A 20,528-nucleotide genomic window follows, 5' to 3' on the forward strand; every position below is an offset into this window, starting at 1 on the left:
CCTAAAAACCATTTTATTAAAAAAAATCTTTTTTTCATTTTTCACTGGATGCTTTTATCCTGCCAATTGTATTCCTATTAAAAGCAGAAGAATTGAACAAAGAAATTATTAACCTCTTCCAAAAATACATCAACGGGGAAGCCAACCAACATGAACTAAAGCAGGTATTGCAAATACTTGAAGCTGGATTATACCAAGAAGAATGGGACGCCTTATTAACGAAGGATATTGATTCCGTTCTGAAGGCTGAATTTAATATAAATAGTATAACCGATACCAAGGCCTTAGCGCTTCATTCAAAAATTTTAAACTCGATTGATGCGTCGCCTGTAACAACGGTAGTTCAAAAACCCAAGCGACTTACATTATGGCCGCGCATAGCCGTTGCTGCATCTTTAATCCTGATAGCAAGTGTTGGGAGTTATTATTTTCTCGCTCAGTTTTTTGATAATTCCTCACCATCCATTACCTATCAAAACGATGTAACTCCTGGTAAATTTGGTGCAACGCTTACCCTCGCCAATGGCAAGAAAATCCTTATAAAAGATGCTTTGGCAGGCGATATTGCAAAAGAATCTGGCGTACAAATTTACAAGAATGCTTCTGGCCAAGTGATTTATAAAATCCTTGATGAAAAGGTAGCGGCTTCCGGTATAAATACCTTATCCACCACGCGCGGCGAGCAAATGCAGGTTATTCTACCGGATGGAAGTTTAGTTTTTCTAAATGCAGAATCATCCCTCAAGTACCCGACCAGCTTTGTTAAGAAAACGCATCGTGAGGTTTCGCTTGTAGGAGAAGGTTATTTTGAGGTTGCGAAAGATAAAGCGCATCCATTTATTGTAAAAACGGCTCAACAAGATGTGGAAGTTTTAGGGACGCATTTTAATATTAACAGTTATGCTAACGAACCGAACATTAAAACGACCCTATTAGAAGGTAGCGTACAAGTAAGTTCTGGTCAAGAATCCAAAATCTTAACACCTGGTAATCAAGCCATCAATACAAACGGGAATATTCATCTACATCCTGTTGACACAGAACTAGCCGTCGCTTGGAAGAACAACAATTTTGTATTTGATGTGCTTGACATTGAACAAATTATGAGAATGTTAGAGCGTTGGTACGATGTAGAAATTATTTACACAGATGGCATACCAAAAGGAACTTTTTGGGGTTCAGTTTCTCGATTTGATAATATATCAAAAGTATTAATTTCTCTTGAAGCTACTGGAAAAGCACATTTTGAAATCAAAGGAAAGAAAGTTTACGTATCTCAATAAATAAACAAACAGACGAACAAATTATCGGGAATAATCCCACAAAACCTAAACCAAGCGCATGGAGAAAAAAATACAAACAACTAACTAAACCGAAGATAGCAAAAAACCATACCCCGCTTGGACCCGGGATATGGAAAATTGGCATCGACTTATTCAATCTATTAAAGCAGGTTTTTGAAGTTTCTAGACGCAAATAACCCGCAGTAAACCAGACACAAACTTAGTAAATATTGCCTGTTATCGCAATATGGCAATTTCATATTGCCCACTAAGGATGGTCAAAAACCAAACAAAGTGTATCAACAACCAAACCTAAAGGCGGATATTTTTAAAAATATCCAAAAAATCACACGTATTATGCGACTAACCACCGTCATTTTAATTGCTACTTTAATGCAAGCTAGTGCTGCTGGCTTTGCGCAAAAAATTAGCATGAATAAATCCAATGTTCTATTGGTTGATGTAATTAAAGATTTGCGAAATCAAAGCGGGTATAATTTTATTGCACCTGCTGAACTTCTTAACAAAGCAAATCTGGTAAGCATTTCGGCAAAAAATACTGATTTTAAAGAAGTTTTAGATCAGATTTTCAGTCATCAACCCATAACCTATCAGATTAATAACAATACCGTCACCTTAAGGGCCAAACCCATCAGTATTTTAGATCGTGTTACCGAATTGTTTCAAATCATCGATGTAACAGGTACCATAATAGATTCTGCCACGAATAAACCACTTCTTGGAACCAGTATCTCGGTAAAAGGGAAAAATCAGATGATTAAAAGTGGAGCGGATGGTTCTTTTAAATTGCTCAATGTGGATGAAAATGCAACCTTAATCGTTAAATACATTGGATATAAAACCAAAGAGGTCAAGGCAGAAAGAAATCTGGGTATTATTCGTTTAAGTGTAGATGTAAATCAATTGAGCGACGTTGCTGTTACTGTAAATACCGGCTATCAACGTATCAAGCCGGAACAAAGTACGGGAGCAATTGCGCAAATCGGGACAAAAGAATATGAAACGCGTGTAAGTAGCGATTTTCTTGACGGATTGGTTAACCGTTTGCCTGGTTTAATGATTAATAATTCTGTTTTATTTAACAGTACCGATCCGAATGGCAATACTTCTTCTCGCCCCTTATTCAACATTCGTGGTATATCCACCATGTCGGCAAATCAAAGTCCTTTAATTGTGGTAGATGGTTATCCAACAGAATTAACGCTTGACATGATTGACCCGAATGAAATAAAATCGGTTACCATTCTTAAAGATGCCGCATCGGCAACAGTGTATGGGGTGAGAGCATCAAACGGAGTAATGGTCATTGAAAGAAAGCAGGCCAATCCGGGTGCACCTCAATTCAATTTTAGAACAACGGTTGGTTTAAAGCCAAAAGAAAATTACGACCGTTACCGCTGGGATCCGAATGCATCTGCCATAAACTCTACTTATAATCGCGAACGCCAAGCCTTAAACATTACCCCTTCAACCTGGGCAACGTTGTACAATCCTGGCGTTGGAAATATCCGTAGATCTATTCCCTTTTATATTCAATCGCAATTGAGTGCAGGCATCATTTCTCCAGCTCAGGCAGAAAGCTCTTTCGCTGAACTGGCAAATTACGATAATATTAACGACTATAACCGTTTATTTCGTAGAACAGGCGTTACACAAACCAACACTTTAAACGTTTCGGGAGGTTCTCCGGGAGCGCTTTATTACATCACGGCGAATTATAGCGGTAACTGGGGAAATGAAATTCTGAACGACGATAAACGATTTTTATTAACTGGTAGAACGACCCTTAAACTGGCCAAACGATTAAGTTTAGAACTAACCACTGAATATCAGGAAAATCGCTCAAATTCAGCTCCAGTACCATCAGCAACACAATTCGCAGCTTATGAGCGCTATGAAGATGTAAACGGAAACCCAAATGCGATCATCTCAAATAGTTATGCTCCTGTGTACAACAGTTTCATGATGTCGCAGGGATTATTAGACCAAAACTATTACCCATTGATTGATGCCTATTCGATTAGCGATAAGGGAAATACCATAAACACCAAAACAATCGCAAATTTCACGTACGACATTGGAAAAGGATTTAATCTATTATTCGGTGGAGTGTATGAAACGTCGAGGTCAGAATTCAAACACTTAGCCGCACAAGGTTCATCCGAAGTAAATGCCTGGGTTAATAATTATACCGTAACTGCCGGCGGAACGTTTAAAAGAAACATTCCAGATGGCGATTTCCTTCGTCAACAAAACACCAGTTCAACAGGATATACTGCACGAACACAATTAAATTACAACAAACGATTTGGAAATCATTCCATTAACGCCATTGCAGGAGGAGAAATTCGAAGCATTTTAAGTAAAGGAAATTTAGCATCGTACTTTGGCTATAACGACCAAAGCTTATTGCAACAACCGGTAGATTATGCATCTATATTTAATGGTGTTGCCGCAGTTAGGGGAACGCTTGTTACGGGAAACACACTCGGGTTGCTTACCAACTTCTTTAATCAAACCTATAACGAGGATCGATTTTTATCGGGTTTTACCAACATCGTTTACTCGTATAACGATACCTATTCTTTATCCGGCAGTATGCGTATAGATCAATCGAACCTTTTTGGTACCGACCCGAAATACAAATACAAACCACTATGGTCATTAGGTGCGGCCTGGAACATCCATAAAGAAAATTTCATGCGCAATGTAGATTGGGTAAAAGCATTAAAGCTGCGTAGTGCTTTTGGATTTAATGGAAACATCGCGAAGCTTTCGTTACCCCAAGTAATTGCACAAGCTCAAAATAACGTATCTACTACGCCTACCCTAACCTCTTTGATATTGGTTTCTAATGCGAACAGCGGACTACGTTGGGAACAAACTGAAAATTTCAACGTAGGTATGGATTATTCTATTTTTAAAAACATTAACGGTAGCATTGATTATTACACGAAAAAAACAACCGATGTAATGGGAAATTCAACCATAGACCCTACACTCGGTGCCTCTTCGGCCTTGATAAATTATGCCACCATTAGAAATAACGGAGTAGAATTTAGTTTGAAAGCCGATTGGATTTCGAAACCTAAATTTAACTGGAACACGGGGATCGTATTGGCGAAAAACAACAGTAAAGTCCTTGATGTGTTTAGAACAGGGCGTTACGACCCTCAAGCGCTCGATGTGCTTGGATATGTGAATGGTTATCCGGTTGGATCCATGTTTTCATACAACACCACCGGACTAAACAACGAAGGTCATCCGATTATTATGGATACGAATGGAAATTCTTATGTAGTTAATACCAGTACAATTACCAATCCAATGGTAATGGCCATGTCTAATAAAGATTCTGGCTTGGTACAGTATTCTGGAACCACCATTCCTACCACAAATGCCGGATTAAGTAATCGTGTAGATGTTGGAAGCTTCTACTTCTTTATGATGATTAACTATTATGGTGGGTTTAAAGTACGGGTTCCAAGACCAACCCCATCAGATAATAGACCTTTATCAGGTGCCAATAATTACTGGAGAGTTCCGGGCGATGAGCTGAATACGGATATCCCAAATCTAACCGATTTAACGGCCACCAATCCATCATGGGCCTACCGCTACAACAATAATTATGTTGTAGATGGAGATTATTTAACCATTGGCGATATAACGGCATCGTACCGATTAAACAACCTATCTTTTATTAAGAAAGCGGGCTTTAAGAACTTTGAAATTAAAGCGCAGGTTTCAAACCTTTACACGGTTGGTCTGAACAAATATAACTATAGCTTGGCTACTGGCAGCTATGCAAAATCGTATTTAACGCCTACGTATACGCTGGGCATATTCACCAACTTTTAAATTTAAACTCATGAGAAAATTCACCTATATAGCAACCCCATTACTACTCTGCTGTTTAGTTTTAAGTGGTTGTGATAAATACCTTGATGTTGAGCCTAAAGGCAAACAATTGTTAAAAACAACCAATGATTATGATTTATGGCTAAATAGTTCTGTACTCACTACTGAAACCAACAGTGATAACATCCTGAATTACATGACGGATAATATTGACCTACAAAATGTGAATACGCCCCCTACTACCCTTTCAGAACTGATTTATACCTGGGCTCCACAGTTTACAACCGATATCAATGCGCCCACTTATTTATGGGGTGAGCATTACAGACGTATCAGCTTATTTAACACCGTAATATTGGGTATAGATGGTGCTGAGGGTGGTACCGAATCACAGAAAAGAAGCATAAAAGCGGAAGCATTGTTAGGGCGAGCACATTCCTATTTCTATTTAGTAAACGAATATGCCAAACCGTATAATCCGGCCACTGCCGCTACCGATCTGGCTGTCCCTTATGTTACTTCAGACGATGTAAGTCAGAAAGCGCCCCCTAGGACTACTACAGCCGAAATTTATCAGCACATCATTGAGGATATCAACACCGCAATTCCCAACCTTCCTGAAGACAATACGAATGCCCGTTTTCGAGGAAGTAAAGCCGCAGCCTACAGTGTTTTAGCACGCGTTTACTTATACAGAAGAGAATACACGGAAGCACAAAAGTATGCAGAACTTGCCTTATCCAATACAAAAGCAACCATGATTGATTATACCAATTCGGCAAGCTTCCCTACTGTAACGACTGTTGTATCACATCCGGATGTTATTTATGGAAGAGCATCCGTAGCCTTTGGTTTGCCTTTAACCCAAGAACTTAAAAGTATGTTTGCGACAAATGATGCCCGAAGAACGGTACTGTATTACAATTGGGCTGGAACAAGTAGAGGAGCCACGATGTTTTACGCAGCGGCTGTTACCCCTGCTTTTCAATTAACCAATTCGGGTACATCTGTTCAAGAAATGCGCTTAATCGCTGCTGAAGTAGCCGCACGCAATAATAACCTTGCTGTGGCGCTCAGTCATTTAAACGAAGTGCGTAGAAACAGATACACCGGAACGCCAGTATCCAGCAGAGATTTTAGTGCTACCGATCAAAATGTTGTTTTAACAGAAGTATTAGCAGAAAGAAGAAGAGAACTTCCCTTTCATGGTTTACGCTGGTTTGATATGCGTAGATTCGATAGTGAAAACAGTATGCCACTGGTTCAACGAACCAATGCACAAAATACGGTAATTGCTACTTTAGAACCTCATAGCAGCAAATATACCTTGCAAATACCCATCCAAGTATTGGCTTTCAATCCGGATATGATACAAAATCCATAACCCCAAAAACGAAAAAAAATGAATACCATTAAATTCAATATATCGGGCCTATTAATTTTATTCGTGTTAATCTCTGCTTGTAAAAAAGAGGAGGCTACTCGCGAAACACTTGCGGATGGACGCGTAAGTTTTAATCTCCCACAAACAACGGAAGTAGTTACCAATACGTTAAACATAAAAGAAGTATCGCTTATTAGCTTAGAAATGAAAGCTTCTTTAGAGGGAAGTGTTTCTTCTGACACGCATTACATTACTTTTGCAACCGATACCACAAAAATCATTGACTATAGAGCAAAATATGGGAACGCTGCCTTGCTCCTTCCTACCCGATCTTATCTATATTACAAATCAACAGTTGCTTTGGCTCCCGGGAATAATACTTCAGAGGCTGCTATATTAAACTTAAGCTATCAAACAGATTTAAAAGCAAATAGCACCTACGTTCTCCCGCTCGTTATTGCTTCTATCGATGGGAAAAAGCAAGACCCAAAAACACGCAGAGTGGTCTATTACGTTTTCAAAACAGGTGAGGCTCTATACGTAGATCATTCGGGATTTACATTAACCGCAACCGCTTCTTCAACCTCTGGTACAAACACCGCCAGTCGAGCGATAGATGCCGCAACAGGAACTACGTACTGGGCTAGCGCCACAACCGTTTCCTTACCGCAATGGGTCAGTATCGATTTTGGCAGAAGCACGAACTTCTCTGGTTTGGATTATTTCTTTCCAACAGCTGTAACATCTACCGTTGGAGGGTACACGACTTCGGCCAAAATAGAAACCAGTTTAAACGGAACCACTTGGACAGATAATGGGACCTACACGGTAAATATTGACAACCCGCTAAAGAAACAAACGATAGCGCTTCCGTCTTTAACAACCGCCCGTTATCTCCGTTTCACAATTTTAAGCGCAACTCCTTATAAATCAGGAACACTTACATACAGCATTGGTTTTGTAGGTGGAATATTATTAAGAAACTAATGGAAAAAATTCATAAACATTTAAAAATGAAAAACCTACTCATTTCACTATTAACCATAGCCCCATTTATAGCATCCGCACAAAAAGGCTATACCATAAAAGGTGAAATACCTCTAATAAAACAACCTGCCAAAGCGTATTTGGTGTTTTTAAAAGATGCCAAATGGCAAGAAACTGATTCGATAGAAATCAAAAATGGCAAATTTACCTTTACAGGACAAGTAGCTGAACCACAAACAGTGTTGGTTGCGGTTAAAAGAAAGGGAGCAATACATTCGAATTCGAAAGGCGATCAAATGGATTTCATTATCGAAAATTCAATAATCACCCTACTGGGAAAGGATTCCATTTATAATGCAAAAGTAACAGGATCCGTAGCCGAAAAAGAAAACAGCGAGCGAGAAGCTTTAATAGCTCCGCTAACCGATCAAATTATACGATTGCAAAACACCTATGGTAAAAAGGATCAATCAGGGGCTTATATTAAAACCCTTGATGAGCGCAAAAAAGCCGGTGATAGCATCGCTACATTTGTGGCTGAAATTAAAAAAGTCAACCGAAATTTTGCTGAAACGCATCTGAATACCTATGCTGGTCTTTCTGCCTTTACCTTTAACGTATTGGATAGCAAATTTGATGCGGCCGACGTTGAGCCATTGTTTTATCGCTTTTCTCCCGAATTACAAGCCTCTCCGCTTGGCAAGCGTGCGCTAGAAAAAATTGAAATTGGTAAACGCCGTCAGAAAGGCGCAATAGCGACAGACTTCACTCAAAATGATATAAACGACAAACCTTTTACACTTTCTTCATTAAGAGGCAAGTATGTATTGGTTGATTTTTGGGCTAGTTGGTGTGCACCCTGCCGAGCCGAAAATCCAAATGTTGTAAAAGCCTACAATGCATTAAAGGGTGATCATTTTGAAATTGTGAGTGTTTCGCTTGATGCATCAAAAGAAGCATGGCTAAACGCAATCAAAAATGACGGAATGCCTTGGATTCATGTGAGCGATTTAAAATATTGGAAAAATGAAGTGGCGGTAATGTATGGTATCAACTCTGTACCACAAAACTTACTCATTGATCCCAAAGGAGTAATCATCGCTAAAAATTTAAGAGGGGAAGATTTAACAGAACAGTTGAAAAAAATTATAAAATAACACAGGAATGAAATATACGATAATCGCCGCATTCACCTTACTTACTTTTGCGAGCAAGGCACAAGATAAATTTACCATAAATGGAAAATTAACGTCCAGCGAAAGCAATAAAAAAGTGCTTTTAAATTATGTTAATGCAGAAGGTAAAAACACAAAAGACAGTACAAACATACAAAACGGAAAATTCTCTTTTAGTGGATTTACTGCTTTTGGAAACAAGGCCTATTTAGAACTAAAACCTGCACAAATTGAAGGTTCTAAGAAAAACAATCCCGATTTTATAGAATTTTATCTAGCAAAAGGGAATACAGTTGTTACCGGAACAGATAGTATCCGCACCGCGTCTGTTACAGGAACTAAAGTTCAAGAAGATAATCTTGCGTATCATGCAAAGATGGATCCGTTACAAGAACAATACAAAGCAATTGTTGCGCGATATTACAAGGCAAAAGCTGCAAAAGATTCTGCTGAACTTAAGCAAATCTCTATTGATGCAAAACCTCTTATGGAAAAAATGGAAAGTACATTGGATAACTTTATTGCTGAACATTCAGATTCATACGTTAGCGGTGATTTAATCTTATCAAACAAAATGTCTGTTATTGACGTGGTTAAATTTGAACCCATGTACGCGAAATTAAGCAAAGATGTTCTTGCCAGTTTTACAGGAAAAAAAATTACCGCAAAACTTGACAAAGCAAAACAATTTGCCATTGGAAAAACCATTGATTTTACTTTACCAGATACAAAAGGTACATCCTTTACACTTTCATCTTTAAAAGGAAAATACATTTTGGTAGATTTTTGGGCAAGTTGGTGCGTGCCATGCAGAGCTGAAAACCCATTCTTACTTAAAGCCTATAGCGAATTAAAAGATAAAGGTTTAGAAATTGTGAGTGTTTCTTTGGATGACGCAAAAGCAAACTGGTTGACTGCTGTACAAACAGACAAAATGCCTTGGATTCAGGTAAGCGATCTAAAAGGTTTCAAAACAGAAATTGCCGTTCGGTTAGGGATTTCAGCAATTCCCCAGAATGTCTTGATTGATCCTTCCGGGAAAATAATTGCGAAAGACTTACGAGGGGAAAATGTAAATAAACTCATTGCTGGTTACATGAAATAGCATTGTTAAAAAGGTTGTGCAAATTGCGCGACCTTTTTGCTTTAAGCTACATTTTTGTGCACAGGATTCCTTGAAAAAATATATCAGAAAATTTCCGTTAAAAGAAGACCTTTATCACCGGTATCCGTCTCAATTGTTTCAAGCGAGTGGTGCTTATTTCTGCCCAATTTTACCGCATCAATAATTAACGACTCTTTAGGAAAACGTTTATTGTTCTGAATGCACAGAAAATCTTTGTCGCTTACTTTTTTAAAATCGAAGTTGTAACCCAATTTTTCAAATTTAATAATCCAATTGGTAATGGATGCGTTGAGTCGCTTTACGTGTTTTAGTTTGCTTTTCATAGGTTTATAGATTTTTCATATAAAATGATTTTACCAGAATTAAACCTAGCTTAAAAGTTCTAGGCCATGGGAGCTGATTTAATCACTTCTTTGGTAAATGATAGTTTAAACTTTGACATAAAATATTTTATCAGATGTAGCTAATTAAATAGAAAAATAGGGCTTCAGCAGGAAATAACACCTTAAACTACTGAATAAAAACAACTTACACAAATAAATTATTAAAAAACCAAAAGATTAACACAAAATTAATCTGGTTAATAATCGAAAATAGAGGCGATTTATTCAAAAAAAACCGATTATAATATTTGCATTCGTTTCGTTAAAATGGCTTTATAGGCATCGGATACAGGCACAAAACTATTCTGTATAATAAGTGTACTTCCTTCTACCAAATCTATTTTACCTACGTTTATGATAAATGAACGGTGTACTCTTAAAAAAACATCGGTAGGTAGCTTTTCTTCAACTCCTTTTAAAGAAGAATGGATCGAATACACTTTATCCTGAGTAAAAATTTTTACTTTATCTCCTTTCGCTTCTAAATAGCCTATATCGTTTAATTTTAACCGACGAATTACATGACCATCGCGAATAAAAATAAACTCATCTTTTTTCTGAGCGAAAACAACCTCCGTTTTATTTCTAATGAGTTCCTTTATTTTTAAAATGCTTTTTAAAAAGCGATCAGGAGTAACTGGTTTTACTAAAAAATCTACCACGCTTAAATCGAATGCATCGGCAGCGTACTCTTTTTTAGCGCTAATAAAAACAATGTATGGAGTTTGTGTTCCTAGGCCTTTTACTAACTCGATGCCCGACATCCCTGGCATCTCGATGTCTAAAAACAACACATCGATGGCCTGCGATTCAATACTTTTAAAAGCTTCTTCTGCATCTGTACATTCAGCCACTAACTCAAGCGAATCATCGATTTTTATCAATTGCTTAAGTATTAGTCTAGAAAGTTTGTCGTCGTCAACAATTAAGCATTTCGTCATATGGGGTTTAGATGATTAAAACACATGGAAAGATACACAAAATTAGAGTGGTTTTTATACTGAATAAAATGAACAAAAACTTGAATTATAAAAAACCATCCTTAATTTTGCATCGTATATGTGACTGAAAAATAAAGCATTAATACAAAAAAAACTAAAAGGACGCACTCTAATTATTTATTCATAAACAATATAAAAAAAATGATCCTTTTAAAAAAAATCGTTCCTTTTACCCTTTGTACATTATTATTTTTAAACACCAAAGCGCAAACAACCTTTAAAGAGCCTGTAAATTTCAAGTTAAAAAACGGCATGACTGTTCTAGTATCTGAAAACGATAAATCAGCTAATACTTTTGCTTCGTTCACCTTAAATGAAACAGATTTTACCTCAAAAAAAGACGGAATTATTGAATTAACCAACGGCGTTATCAACGAAAGCGTTGATGCAAACATTCAAGCTCGTTTTAACGATAACAGCGGAAAATTAAGCACTTCTGCTACAAATTTCGAACAAGATTTGGCTAAATTCTCTCAACTTATTCAAGATGCAAAAATTAACCAACAAACTTTTGATGCCGCAAAAAGCAAATTATTAGCCAGTTTAAAATCACATAGCTACGACTACGACCAAACCGTTAACGAGAAAAGCATCCAAGCACTTACATTAAACGATGTGCAAGAGTTTTATGCTCAAATCACACCAGAAAAAGCTTTCTTAACTGTAGTGGGCAATATTTCGGCTAATGCTGTTAAAAATTCAACAAAAAAAACCTTCGGTAATTGGGTTGTTTCAAAAGAAACAAGCAACACCTTAACAAAGTAATCAAAATCTATCCTAATATAGCCTCTTGAAAAATCAAGGGGCTTTTTTATGTGCAAAATTGTTACAGAATTCTCCTCCTAAACCGCTATACTTTTCGATATTTTAGTGTTCTCAAATACGTCCGAATGAAGAAAATTTACATTTCCGCTTTGCTTGCTCTTTCATTGTTTACTGCGCGAGCACAAACCACCATCAATAGAAATGAATCCATTGAAAAAATGGTTAAAAGCGTAAATCAAGATTCGCTGAAAAGCTACATTTCTAAATTGGTTTCTTTTGGTACACGAAATACATTGAGTGATATCAAAAGTAAGTCGAGCGGAATTGGTGCAGCCCGCAATTGGGTCGTTAGCAAATTTCAATCCTTTTCTGCGCAGAGCGATGGACGTTTAACCGCTTATTTAGATACCGTTACGTTTCAACCAGATGGAAAGAGGATTGATAAACCAACTCTTTTGGGCAATGCGGTGGCTATTTTAAAAGGAACAGACCCAATGGATAAACGTGTTTTTGTGGTAAGTGGCCATTTGGATAGCCGTGTTACAGATGTGATGAACCGAACCAGCGCTGCCCCTGGAGCCAACGATGATGGAAGCGGTGTGGCGGGAGTGATTGAAGCCGCACGGATTATGAGTCGCTTTAAATTTGGTGCAACCGTTATTTTTGTTGCCGTAAGTGGCGAAGAGCAATCTTTACTGGGCTCGGGTTTTATGGCCGCAAAAGCAAAAAAAGAAGGCTGGCAGCTAGAAGCGATGCTAAACAATGACATGATTGGCAGCAACAACAGCAGCGAAACTCAAGTAATTGACAACACGCGTTTACGCGTATTTAGCGAAGGCTTACCTGCTTTTGAGCTCGAAAAAAATGCAAAGGCCATTCGTCAATACGGTTTAGAAAATGATGGAAAAAGCCGTCAATTAGCCCGATACGTAAAAGAAATTGCCGAACGCTACGTAGATCAATTGGAAGTAAAGCTTATTTACCGCAACGATCGTTTCTTACGCGGTGGCGATCACACTCCTTTTGTTGAGAATGGTTTCGCCGCCGTTCGAATTACCGAAATGAATGAGAATTTTGATCACCAACACCAAGATTTGCGCACCGAAAAAGGCGTTCGATACGGCGATTTACAGGAATTCATGGATTTTGAATATTTGCGCAAAAATACAGCTGCAAACATTTCGGTATTGGCCAATTTAGCTTCCGCCCCTGCTGTACCAAACGAGGTGAAAATTGATGTAAAAAACCTAAGCAATGCCTCTTACCTTTATTGGAAAGCTCCCTCAACCGGACAAGCTAAAGGCTATTACGTACTGATGCGCGAAACCAGCGAAGCAAATTGGCAAAAGAAATTTTTTACCACCGCCACCGAAATGCGCCTACCCTACAGCAAAGACAACTACCTTTTTGCTGTGCAAAGTGTAAACGAGAATGGAAACGAAAGTTTACCTGTGGTACCAGGAATTGGGCGTTAAAGCAAACTTTTCTTTCTATCGGCTGTTTATCTTAGAAATTTTGCCATGAAATTTAAACCGCTAGCTTTTATTTTAAACATTGCCCTCCCGTTAGGAATAGGTGCTTTAGGAAGTTGGGCAACTGCTCAATCTATCCATACGTGGTACCCAACCCTCAATAAGCCTTCTTTTAATCCGCCCAATGCAATTTTTGCACCTGTTTGGACCAGCTTATACATCCTCATGGGAATTGCGGCCTATCTTGTTTGGACCAAGCGTAAAACTATCCAACATTTTCCGCGCACAATAGCAATTTACCTGATTCAATTAATTTTAAATCTTGCCTGGTCATTTATCTTCTTTTACCTGCACGAAATTGGTTTCGCTTTGGCCGAGATTATTCTTTTATTGATTGTGGTAATTTTTAATGCTTACTTATTTTATAAGATACACAAGTGGGCAGGTTTCTTATTCATTCCTTATATTTTATGGGTAACATTTGCATCATTTTTAACTTATAACATTTTCATTTTGAATTGATTCTCAAGGAAAACCCTTATTTTAGGGTGTGATTTCAATTAAATATTACTTGCTACTTCCCTTCGTTCTCTGCCTTACACACGTGCATGCCCAAAAAGTTGGGCTTGTTTTTAGCGGCGGTGGCGCTAAAGGATTGGCACATATTGGCGTCTTAAAAGCATTTGAAGAAAACCACATCCCTATTGATTACATTACAGGCACTTCCATGGGCGGCATTGTGGGCGCCATGTATGCCGCAGGTTATACCCCTTTAGAGATTGAAAAGATTGCGCTCAGCAACGATTTTCAAAATTGGGTAAACGGTCGATATACCAGTGATTACACCAATTACTATCAAAAAAGTGACGCCAACGCCTCTATTCTCAACGCAAAAATGACGATAGATACGGGGTTCCACTTTAATTTTCGCTCTAACCTAATTAATGATATCCCTCTAAACTTCGCCTTTCTCGAGCTTTTTTCGCAGGCCTCTGCTGCTGCAAAAAATAATTTTGACCAGCTTTTTGTTCCCTATAGATGCATGGTTTCTGACGTATTATCACAAGAAAGTATCGCAGTAAATAAAGGTAACTTAGCAGATGCGGTACGCGGAACCATGACCGTTCCAATTGTCTATCGACCTATAAAACTGAATGGAAAGTACGTTTTTGATGGCGGAATCTACAATAATTTTCCAGCGGATATCATGCAAAAAGAGTTTAAACCCGATTACATTGTCGGGGTTAACGTCTCCTCTAAAACCTATACCGAGTACCCTAAAAACGAAGACGATAAGTTGTTAAACCGATCATTGATTTACATGCTTTTATCAAAATCAGATTCCACTTCTGTTGGAAAAGATGGTATTTATATTCAACCTGATATTAGCAATTTCAGTTCGACCAATTTTGAACCAGTTGCGGCCTTAATCAAAACCGGATACGATGCTGCAATGGCCGAAATGCCTAAAATTATGGCATTAATTTCCACGCGCATAAGCGACGAAGAATTGCGTAAAAAAAGAGCTGCTTTTAACGCAAAGAAAACAACACTACAGTTTAACAAAATCGAAGTCACGGGCGTAAACAGCCAACAAAAGAAATACGTAGAACGTCTTTTTAATGCAAAAGAAAAAAGTTTTAGCTTGGCCGATGTTAAAAGAAGTTACTACAAACTGGTTGCCGATCAAACCTTTGAAACCGTTTACCCGAAAATTACCTACGATGCTTTATCGGAATCGTATATCTTTGAAATTGTTGCGCAGCCCAAAAAAAGCTTCAAATTTGGCATTGGTGGCAACATTTCTACGCGTCCCATCAGCAATGTATTTTTAGGCTTGGAATACAATTATCTTAATAGAAAGGCTTATACATTTGGAACGAATTTTTATTCAGGTCGATTTTACGAGTCTTTTCAACTGGGTGGCCGCATTGATTTCCCAACCCGATTACCGCTCTTCTTAGCAGCCGATTTAACCTATAATCATTGGAACTACTACAACACCAGTGAAATATTTATAAAGAACCCGCAAGCAACCTATTTAGACCAATCTGACCGGAAAATAGACCTTAAAATGGGGCTACCACTTAACTACAACACTAAACTTATTTTACACACTTCATTCATCAACAATTACGATAAATACAGCCCAAACAATACCTTTAACTCGGGAGATGAATTTGACAGAACGGTATTTAACGGATTCAAAACAGCGTTAAATCTTGAAAAAAACTCCTTGAACCGAAAGCAATATGCCAACCGCGGGCAAAGTTTTACGCTCAGTATGAGCTACTCAACAGGACGAGAAAATTATTCTCCAGGCAATATTTTTCGAAACACGCCCGGTTATGTTCAGCAGGGTCCAAGCAGTTACTTGAGACATTGGTTTAACATAAAAATGAGTCAGGAAAACTATTTCTTTCATTCGAATCGATATACATTGGGGTATTTATTAGAAGGGGTATTATCCAATCAACCACTTTATAGCACCTATTACGGCACCTTGCTGGCCGCTCCAACCTTTTATCCAATGCAAGACAGCAGGTCGCTTTTTCTCGACAAATTTAGAGCCACAACCTATGCTGCCGGCGGATTAAAAAATATTTATGCGCTTTATAAAAATTTAGATATGCGTTTGGAAGGATATTTGTTTTTACCGTACCGAGAATATAAATTAGTTGGACTACAAGACGTTACACTTGAAAAACCCATTACAAAACTGCGGTATGCCGGCAGTGCGGGATTAGTTTATCACACACCATTCGGCCCTATTAATTTAAGTTATATCGGATACAATGACTCAATTAAAAGAAATGGTGTATTATTGCATATTGGCTATTTAATTTACAATAAACGCTCGATGGAATAATCTGGATTTGGCGCTAAATGTCCTAAAAAAGATTTTCCTTCCTTTAAATCTTACAAAAATGAAAAATGCTATTTTAATCGTATTTCTGCTTTTTGGTTGCTTTTACGCTTCTGCTCAAAACAATGCGACCATCAATAACTTTTTGGTGAAAGAAAATTTACTCAAAAACAGCAAATTGGCCATTATTGCGGCCGACACCTTAAATCAACCGAATGAGAACATTAATGGCCTTTATACCTTTTCTGTTAGTGGTTTCACACAAACTTTAAAATTTAACGATGGCATAGCCGTATTGCCTTTGGCAATTGATAAATCAACTTTTGTTTACATTAAGCATCAAAATGATAAGGGTACACACAGCAAATTGGTGTATGTATATAAAAAAGATAGCGATTTAACCCCCTACAGCATCAATAGTCTATGGTTATTTTTGATTCCAATAATTGTTTTAATTATTGCTTTTGCCTTTCGTCGATTGATAATTTTTGCCGTTATCTTCTTCTTACTCTTCATCTATTTTAATCACAGCAACGGCTTAAACTTATCAACCTTTTTTGAAAGTATTTTCGATGGTTTAAAAAATCTATTTTAGCGTTAGGAAGTTTGCCTATTGTTAAACACGCGCATTTAAAACGGCAAACCTATCCCAAAGTTGTATTGCACAAATTGATAGGTATCTGGTTTATGGGTGGCATTGAAATCATTTTTAAAGTCTCTGCCCCCTGAAAAAAACTTTTTAATCACCCATTCATCACCGTTCGAAAACTGAGGGTCTCTTATTTTCAGACCTATGTCAAATCTAAATACAAAATAATCAACATCGTAACGGAAACCTACGCCAGTTCCAATCGCCAATTGTTGCGCAAGTTTGCTGAATTTAAACATTTTGATCTCCGCATCCGCATCATTCGGATCCTTTGTAATGTTCCAAATGTTCCCCATATCCACAAATGAAGCGCCATTTAATCTGCCTCCAATAAATTTTCTCGACAACAAAAATCGAAATTCAAAATTGGTTTCAATACGCATATCACCCAACTGATCCAAGCCATATAAAGCGGTACGTTCCTCTTCCGAGCTGAGCACTCCTCGGTTGTATCCGCCTGGGCCTAATGTTCTGGCTTGCCATGCACGTATTCCGGTAGAACCGCCTGCAAAAAACTTCTTCTCAAAAGGAATGGTTACCGAGTTACCATAGGCATAACCAATTCCAGTATTTACACGTGCCACAAAATAACGTTCCCCACTTATATGTTTGTACCAACGAATATCAATCTCTGGTCGAACATACTGATTGTACGGCACGCCTAAAAAAGTTCCGTAATCACGGGTTGTCGAATCTGCGTCGAGGAAATTATCTGGGTTATGTTTGTTGCCCGCAAGCGCTGAAATCCCTTGCAAAGTATTACCGGCTATCTCAATATTCCCCCGAAAAAAAACAAAGCTCTTATGTTGATTTAGCTTATTCGTGTTTAAAGCGTAGGTATATTTTGTACCCAAGGTAAAATCTTTTCTCCCCAAAAGATCAATGTAATATTGATTATTCAATTGAATACTTGGATCGATATTCTCTTGCTGGATATTCCCCAATCGATATTCGATATTTAGGGGGGTTAAGGTATGTAATTTAGATTTTGTTTCCGTCCAATCATACGTAATGGAATTGATAAAAATACGACGCGTTAAAACATCCTTCTGTTGTGCAAAAATATAACTCGAAGCAAATGTTGTGTGCGGCATTCCGTTACTACCTAGTTTTGGATCGTAAAACGGGATAATCAATCGGGGCACTGTAATACTTGCACTGATGGAAAAATCGCGTTGATAAATATCAGAGAACAAGCCTTTCCCGGTATTCGTTCTCGATTGTAAACCACCTTTCACTTGCAACTGAAAGCGTTCTGCACCCCGAAATAAATTATTGTTCGTAAAGGTATTACTGATGTTGAATCCGACCGTACCGGCATTAAATGGAACCTCTCCCTCAATTCGGTTACTCATAATTTTTTGAGGAAGAAGCTGGATCGCAGCATTAATTTTGTTCGAAGCACTGTCTCTTCTGAAATAAGAAATTTTTACGTTTTTAAAGGTGCTCAGTTCGTACAACCGATCATAAGTTAAATTTTCATTTCGAATATCGTATTGCTCTCCTTTTTCTAAAAAATCGTATCGCATGATAGGATTTGGCTTAAATCGCTTGGAGAAATCGGTAAAAATAACTTTGTTATCGATGGTATCTTTGCTCAGTTTATACCGAATTGAATCGGGGAATCCATCCGAATTAGGCGCTATAATAATGTGGGTATAATCGATAACGTATTGCTTATGCGTATCGTTTTCTGGGTTCAAAATATTTAATCTTACATCAACCTCATTCGTATTGGAAGCTACTTCCCAGCCCCGTACATCGTAATTTACATAAGGACGAAGGAAATAATAGTATCCATTTACTTTCATCATATTGTAAATACTCTCACGCTCTAAGCTTAACGAGTCATCGTCATATTGCATACCTTCAACAAGATAGGTACGCTTCTTTTTTTCAGCTTCATACAAAGCTGCAATTTTAGGATCTGGAATGTATTGACCTATTTTTTTGATGATATATGCAGGTCCAGGCTCTGTTTTAAATTTAACCTTTGCTATTTTATTTGCTACTTCTATTTCGGCCGTTACTTTTGCTTTAAAATACCCTTTACTTTTTAAGAACTTTTGAATTTGAGTACGCGAAATTTCTACTAGTGTACTATCTAAAATTGTTGGAGGAGAACCAAATGGCTTAATATTACTCGTTTTATAACGACCGTTTTTGGTATTTACCAAATTATAAAGCGGAACATTGATACTGAATTTCGAAGCAGGTCTTTGATCTTTTTGAATATAGTTGTATACCTGCTCTTCAAATCGTTTATCCACACTATCAATAGTAACTTTTTTAACTATGGCTTGATTCTCGGTTAGGTATTTTCTTGATGAACAGGCCTGCATTAAAACAATAATTATAAGTAATATTGCAGGGCTTTTCAATTTTATATTTATTAAATAGTTGTATGCTTTCAAAATCTCAAATCAGTTTTGTTAAATCGTTACATCAAAAAAAGTACCGTAAAGAGCATGGGCTGTTTATTGTAGAAGGTTTAAAGTCGATTGTTGAATTTATTCCTTCAAACTACCAAATACATTCCATTTATTATAGCGGTGAACAACAGCATTTATTGCCTAAACTACCCGCAAATATAAACTTATTTGAAATAACAAGTGCTGACCTAAGCAAGATAAGCACGCTTCAAATGCCACAAGGTGTTTTAGCCTTGGTAAAGATACCACAAAACAAGGTTCTACAAGCTAAGGAGCTTAAAAATGCGTTTACGCTGATGCTTGATGGTGTACAAGATCCTGGGAATTTAGGTACCATCATTCGTACCGCAGATTGGTTTGGGTTTACCAAAGTAATTTGTTCGATGGATACCGTTGAAGCATACAACCCCAAAACGGTTCAGGCTACCATGGGTTCTTTAGCACGACTGGATATTTATTACGAAAACTTGGAACTGGTTATCGATAAAGCAAAAATTCCGGTTTTCGGTGCGTTATTAAATGGAAGTTCAATTTATGAAACGGATTGGAAAAAGGAAGGATTTATTGTTTTGGGCAATGAAGGAAAAGGACTTTCTGAGGCCATTATACACAAAGTAAATCAACCAGTTACCATCCCGCGTATTGGAAATGCCGAATCGTTAAACGTGGCCATTAGTGCCGCTATTTTTTGTTCTGAAGTAGTACGATCGAAAAAATAAATTGAGAAAATCTGCATTTATATTTGTTAACTAACTATAAATTGCTATTTTTGCAGCCTTGAATTTAAGGTCGAGTGGCCGAGTGGCTAGGCAGAGGTCTGCAAAACCTTGTACAGCGGTTCGAATCCGCTCTCGACCTCCATTTGTACAAATAAATTATTAAAAGGTTATTACCATGGCAGTTACCAGATTAAAAAGAAAAGACAGAAGAAATAAAAATACAGCTCAACAAGAAGTTGATTTCTTAAAAAGAGCTACTAACATTGAGTTAGGAAGTCGTTCTGTTCAACCAAAAAACGACCAATTAGCTAAAAACAACGCTGTATTAGCGGCTTTAGCAAAATAGTTTTTGGTTATCCAAAAAAATTAAAAGCATCCTATTGATCACAGGATGCTTTTTTTAT

At 37.6% G+C, this 20,528-nt stretch carries 16 protein-coding genes and 1 tRNA gene; 14 read left to right on the forward strand and 3 right to left on the reverse strand.

Annotated elements, in window-relative coordinates:
- Positions 1-92: 92 nt before the first annotated feature.
- The 6 genes from ACJVDK_RS07910 to ACJVDK_RS07935 all read left to right on the forward strand — a co-directional run bounded on the left by ACJVDK_RS07910 (position 93) and on the right by ACJVDK_RS07935 (position 9,816).
- Positions 93-1,283 (forward strand): FecR family protein, encoded by a 1,191-nt coding sequence (locus ACJVDK_RS07910; RefSeq protein ID WP_443939738.1) that lies wholly within the window; start codon positions 93-95, stop codon positions 1,281-1,283.
- A gap of 357 nt (positions 1,284-1,640) precedes the next feature.
- Complete coding sequence (locus tag ACJVDK_RS07915; RefSeq protein WP_443939739.1) at positions 1,641-5,165, forward strand: SusC/RagA family TonB-linked outer membrane protein; 3,525 nt, start codon at positions 1,641-1,643, stop codon at positions 5,163-5,165.
- A gap of 10 nt (positions 5,166-5,175) precedes the next feature.
- Positions 5,176-6,549: a RagB/SusD family nutrient uptake outer membrane protein gene (locus ACJVDK_RS07920; RefSeq protein ID WP_443939740.1), complete on the forward strand. Its 1,374-nt coding sequence runs from the start codon at positions 5,176-5,178 to the stop codon at positions 6,547-6,549.
- 18 nt (positions 6,550-6,567) lie between these two features.
- Positions 6,568-7,536: a discoidin domain-containing protein gene (locus ACJVDK_RS07925; RefSeq protein ID WP_443939741.1), complete on the forward strand. Its 969-nt coding sequence runs from the start codon at positions 6,568-6,570 to the stop codon at positions 7,534-7,536.
- Positions 7,537-7,562: 26 nt separating this feature from the next.
- Positions 7,563-8,693, forward strand: a complete 1,131-nt coding sequence (locus ACJVDK_RS07930) for a thioredoxin-like domain-containing protein (RefSeq protein ID WP_443939742.1) — start codon at positions 7,563-7,565, stop codon at positions 8,691-8,693.
- A gap of 7 nt (positions 8,694-8,700) precedes the next feature.
- A complete protein-coding gene (locus ACJVDK_RS07935) occupies positions 8,701-9,816 on the forward strand; it encodes a thioredoxin-like domain-containing protein (protein ID WP_443939743.1) in 1,116 nt (371 codons plus the stop codon).
- A gap of 83 nt (positions 9,817-9,899) precedes the next feature.
- Here ACJVDK_RS07935 and ACJVDK_RS07940 read toward each other — a convergent pair whose 3' ends face one another.
- Positions 9,900-10,160: a hypothetical protein gene (locus ACJVDK_RS07940; RefSeq protein WP_443939744.1), complete on the reverse strand. Its 261-nt coding sequence runs from the start codon at positions 10,158-10,160 to the stop codon at positions 9,900-9,902.
- A 299-nt stretch (positions 10,161-10,459) separates the two neighbouring features.
- Positions 10,460-11,161: a LytR/AlgR family response regulator transcription factor gene (locus ACJVDK_RS07945; protein WP_443939745.1), complete on the reverse strand. Its 702-nt coding sequence runs from the start codon at positions 11,159-11,161 to the stop codon at positions 10,460-10,462.
- Positions 11,162-11,362: 201 nt separating this feature from the next.
- Between ACJVDK_RS07945 and ACJVDK_RS07950 the strand changes: the two genes are divergently transcribed.
- From ACJVDK_RS07950 to ACJVDK_RS07970, 5 genes are all read left to right on the forward strand, one after another.
- A complete protein-coding gene (locus ACJVDK_RS07950; RefSeq protein WP_443939746.1) occupies positions 11,363-11,986 on the forward strand; it encodes a hypothetical protein in 624 nt (207 codons plus the stop codon).
- Between the two features lie 125 nt (positions 11,987-12,111).
- Complete coding sequence (locus ACJVDK_RS07955; RefSeq protein WP_443939747.1) at positions 12,112-13,461, forward strand: M20/M25/M40 family metallo-hydrolase; 1,350 nt, start codon at positions 12,112-12,114, stop codon at positions 13,459-13,461.
- 45 nt (positions 13,462-13,506) lie between these two features.
- A complete protein-coding gene (locus ACJVDK_RS07960; protein ID WP_443939748.1) occupies positions 13,507-13,980 on the forward strand; it encodes a TspO/MBR family protein in 474 nt (157 codons plus the stop codon).
- 82 nt (positions 13,981-14,062) lie between these two features.
- Positions 14,063-16,327 (forward strand): patatin-like phospholipase family protein, encoded by a 2,265-nt coding sequence (locus ACJVDK_RS07965; protein WP_443939749.1) that lies wholly within the window; start codon positions 14,063-14,065, stop codon positions 16,325-16,327.
- Between the two features lie 58 nt (positions 16,328-16,385).
- On the forward strand, positions 16,386-16,919 hold the full coding sequence (locus tag ACJVDK_RS07970; protein WP_443939750.1) for a hypothetical protein: 534 nt from the start codon (positions 16,386-16,388) through the stop codon (positions 16,917-16,919).
- A 35-nt stretch (positions 16,920-16,954) separates the two neighbouring features.
- On the opposite strand, the gene tamL is transcribed toward ACJVDK_RS07970, so the two are convergent.
- On the reverse strand, positions 16,955-19,387 hold the full coding sequence (gene tamL, locus ACJVDK_RS07975) for a translocation and assembly module lipoprotein TamL (RefSeq protein ID WP_443939751.1): 2,433 nt from the start codon (positions 19,385-19,387) through the stop codon (positions 16,955-16,957).
- On the opposite strand from tamL, the gene ACJVDK_RS07980 reads away from it, so the two are divergent.
- From ACJVDK_RS07980 to ACJVDK_RS07990, 3 genes are all read left to right on the forward strand, one after another.
- On the forward strand, positions 19,378-20,124 hold the full coding sequence (locus ACJVDK_RS07980; protein ID WP_443939752.1) for a TrmH family RNA methyltransferase: 747 nt from the start codon (positions 19,378-19,380) through the stop codon (positions 20,122-20,124). The genes tamL and ACJVDK_RS07980 overlap by 10 nt on opposite strands.
- Positions 20,125-20,192: 68 nt before the next feature.
- Positions 20,193-20,266 (forward strand) — tRNA-Cys (locus ACJVDK_RS07985).
- A gap of 33 nt (positions 20,267-20,299) precedes the next feature.
- A complete protein-coding gene (locus ACJVDK_RS07990; RefSeq protein WP_443939753.1) occupies positions 20,300-20,470 on the forward strand; it encodes a spore protein in 171 nt (56 codons plus the stop codon).
- Positions 20,471-20,528: the final 58 nt, after the last annotated feature.

It is taken from the genome of Pedobacter paludisoli (assembly GCF_052344095.1).
GTDB lineage: Bacteria > Bacteroidota > Bacteroidia > Sphingobacteriales > Sphingobacteriaceae > Pedobacter.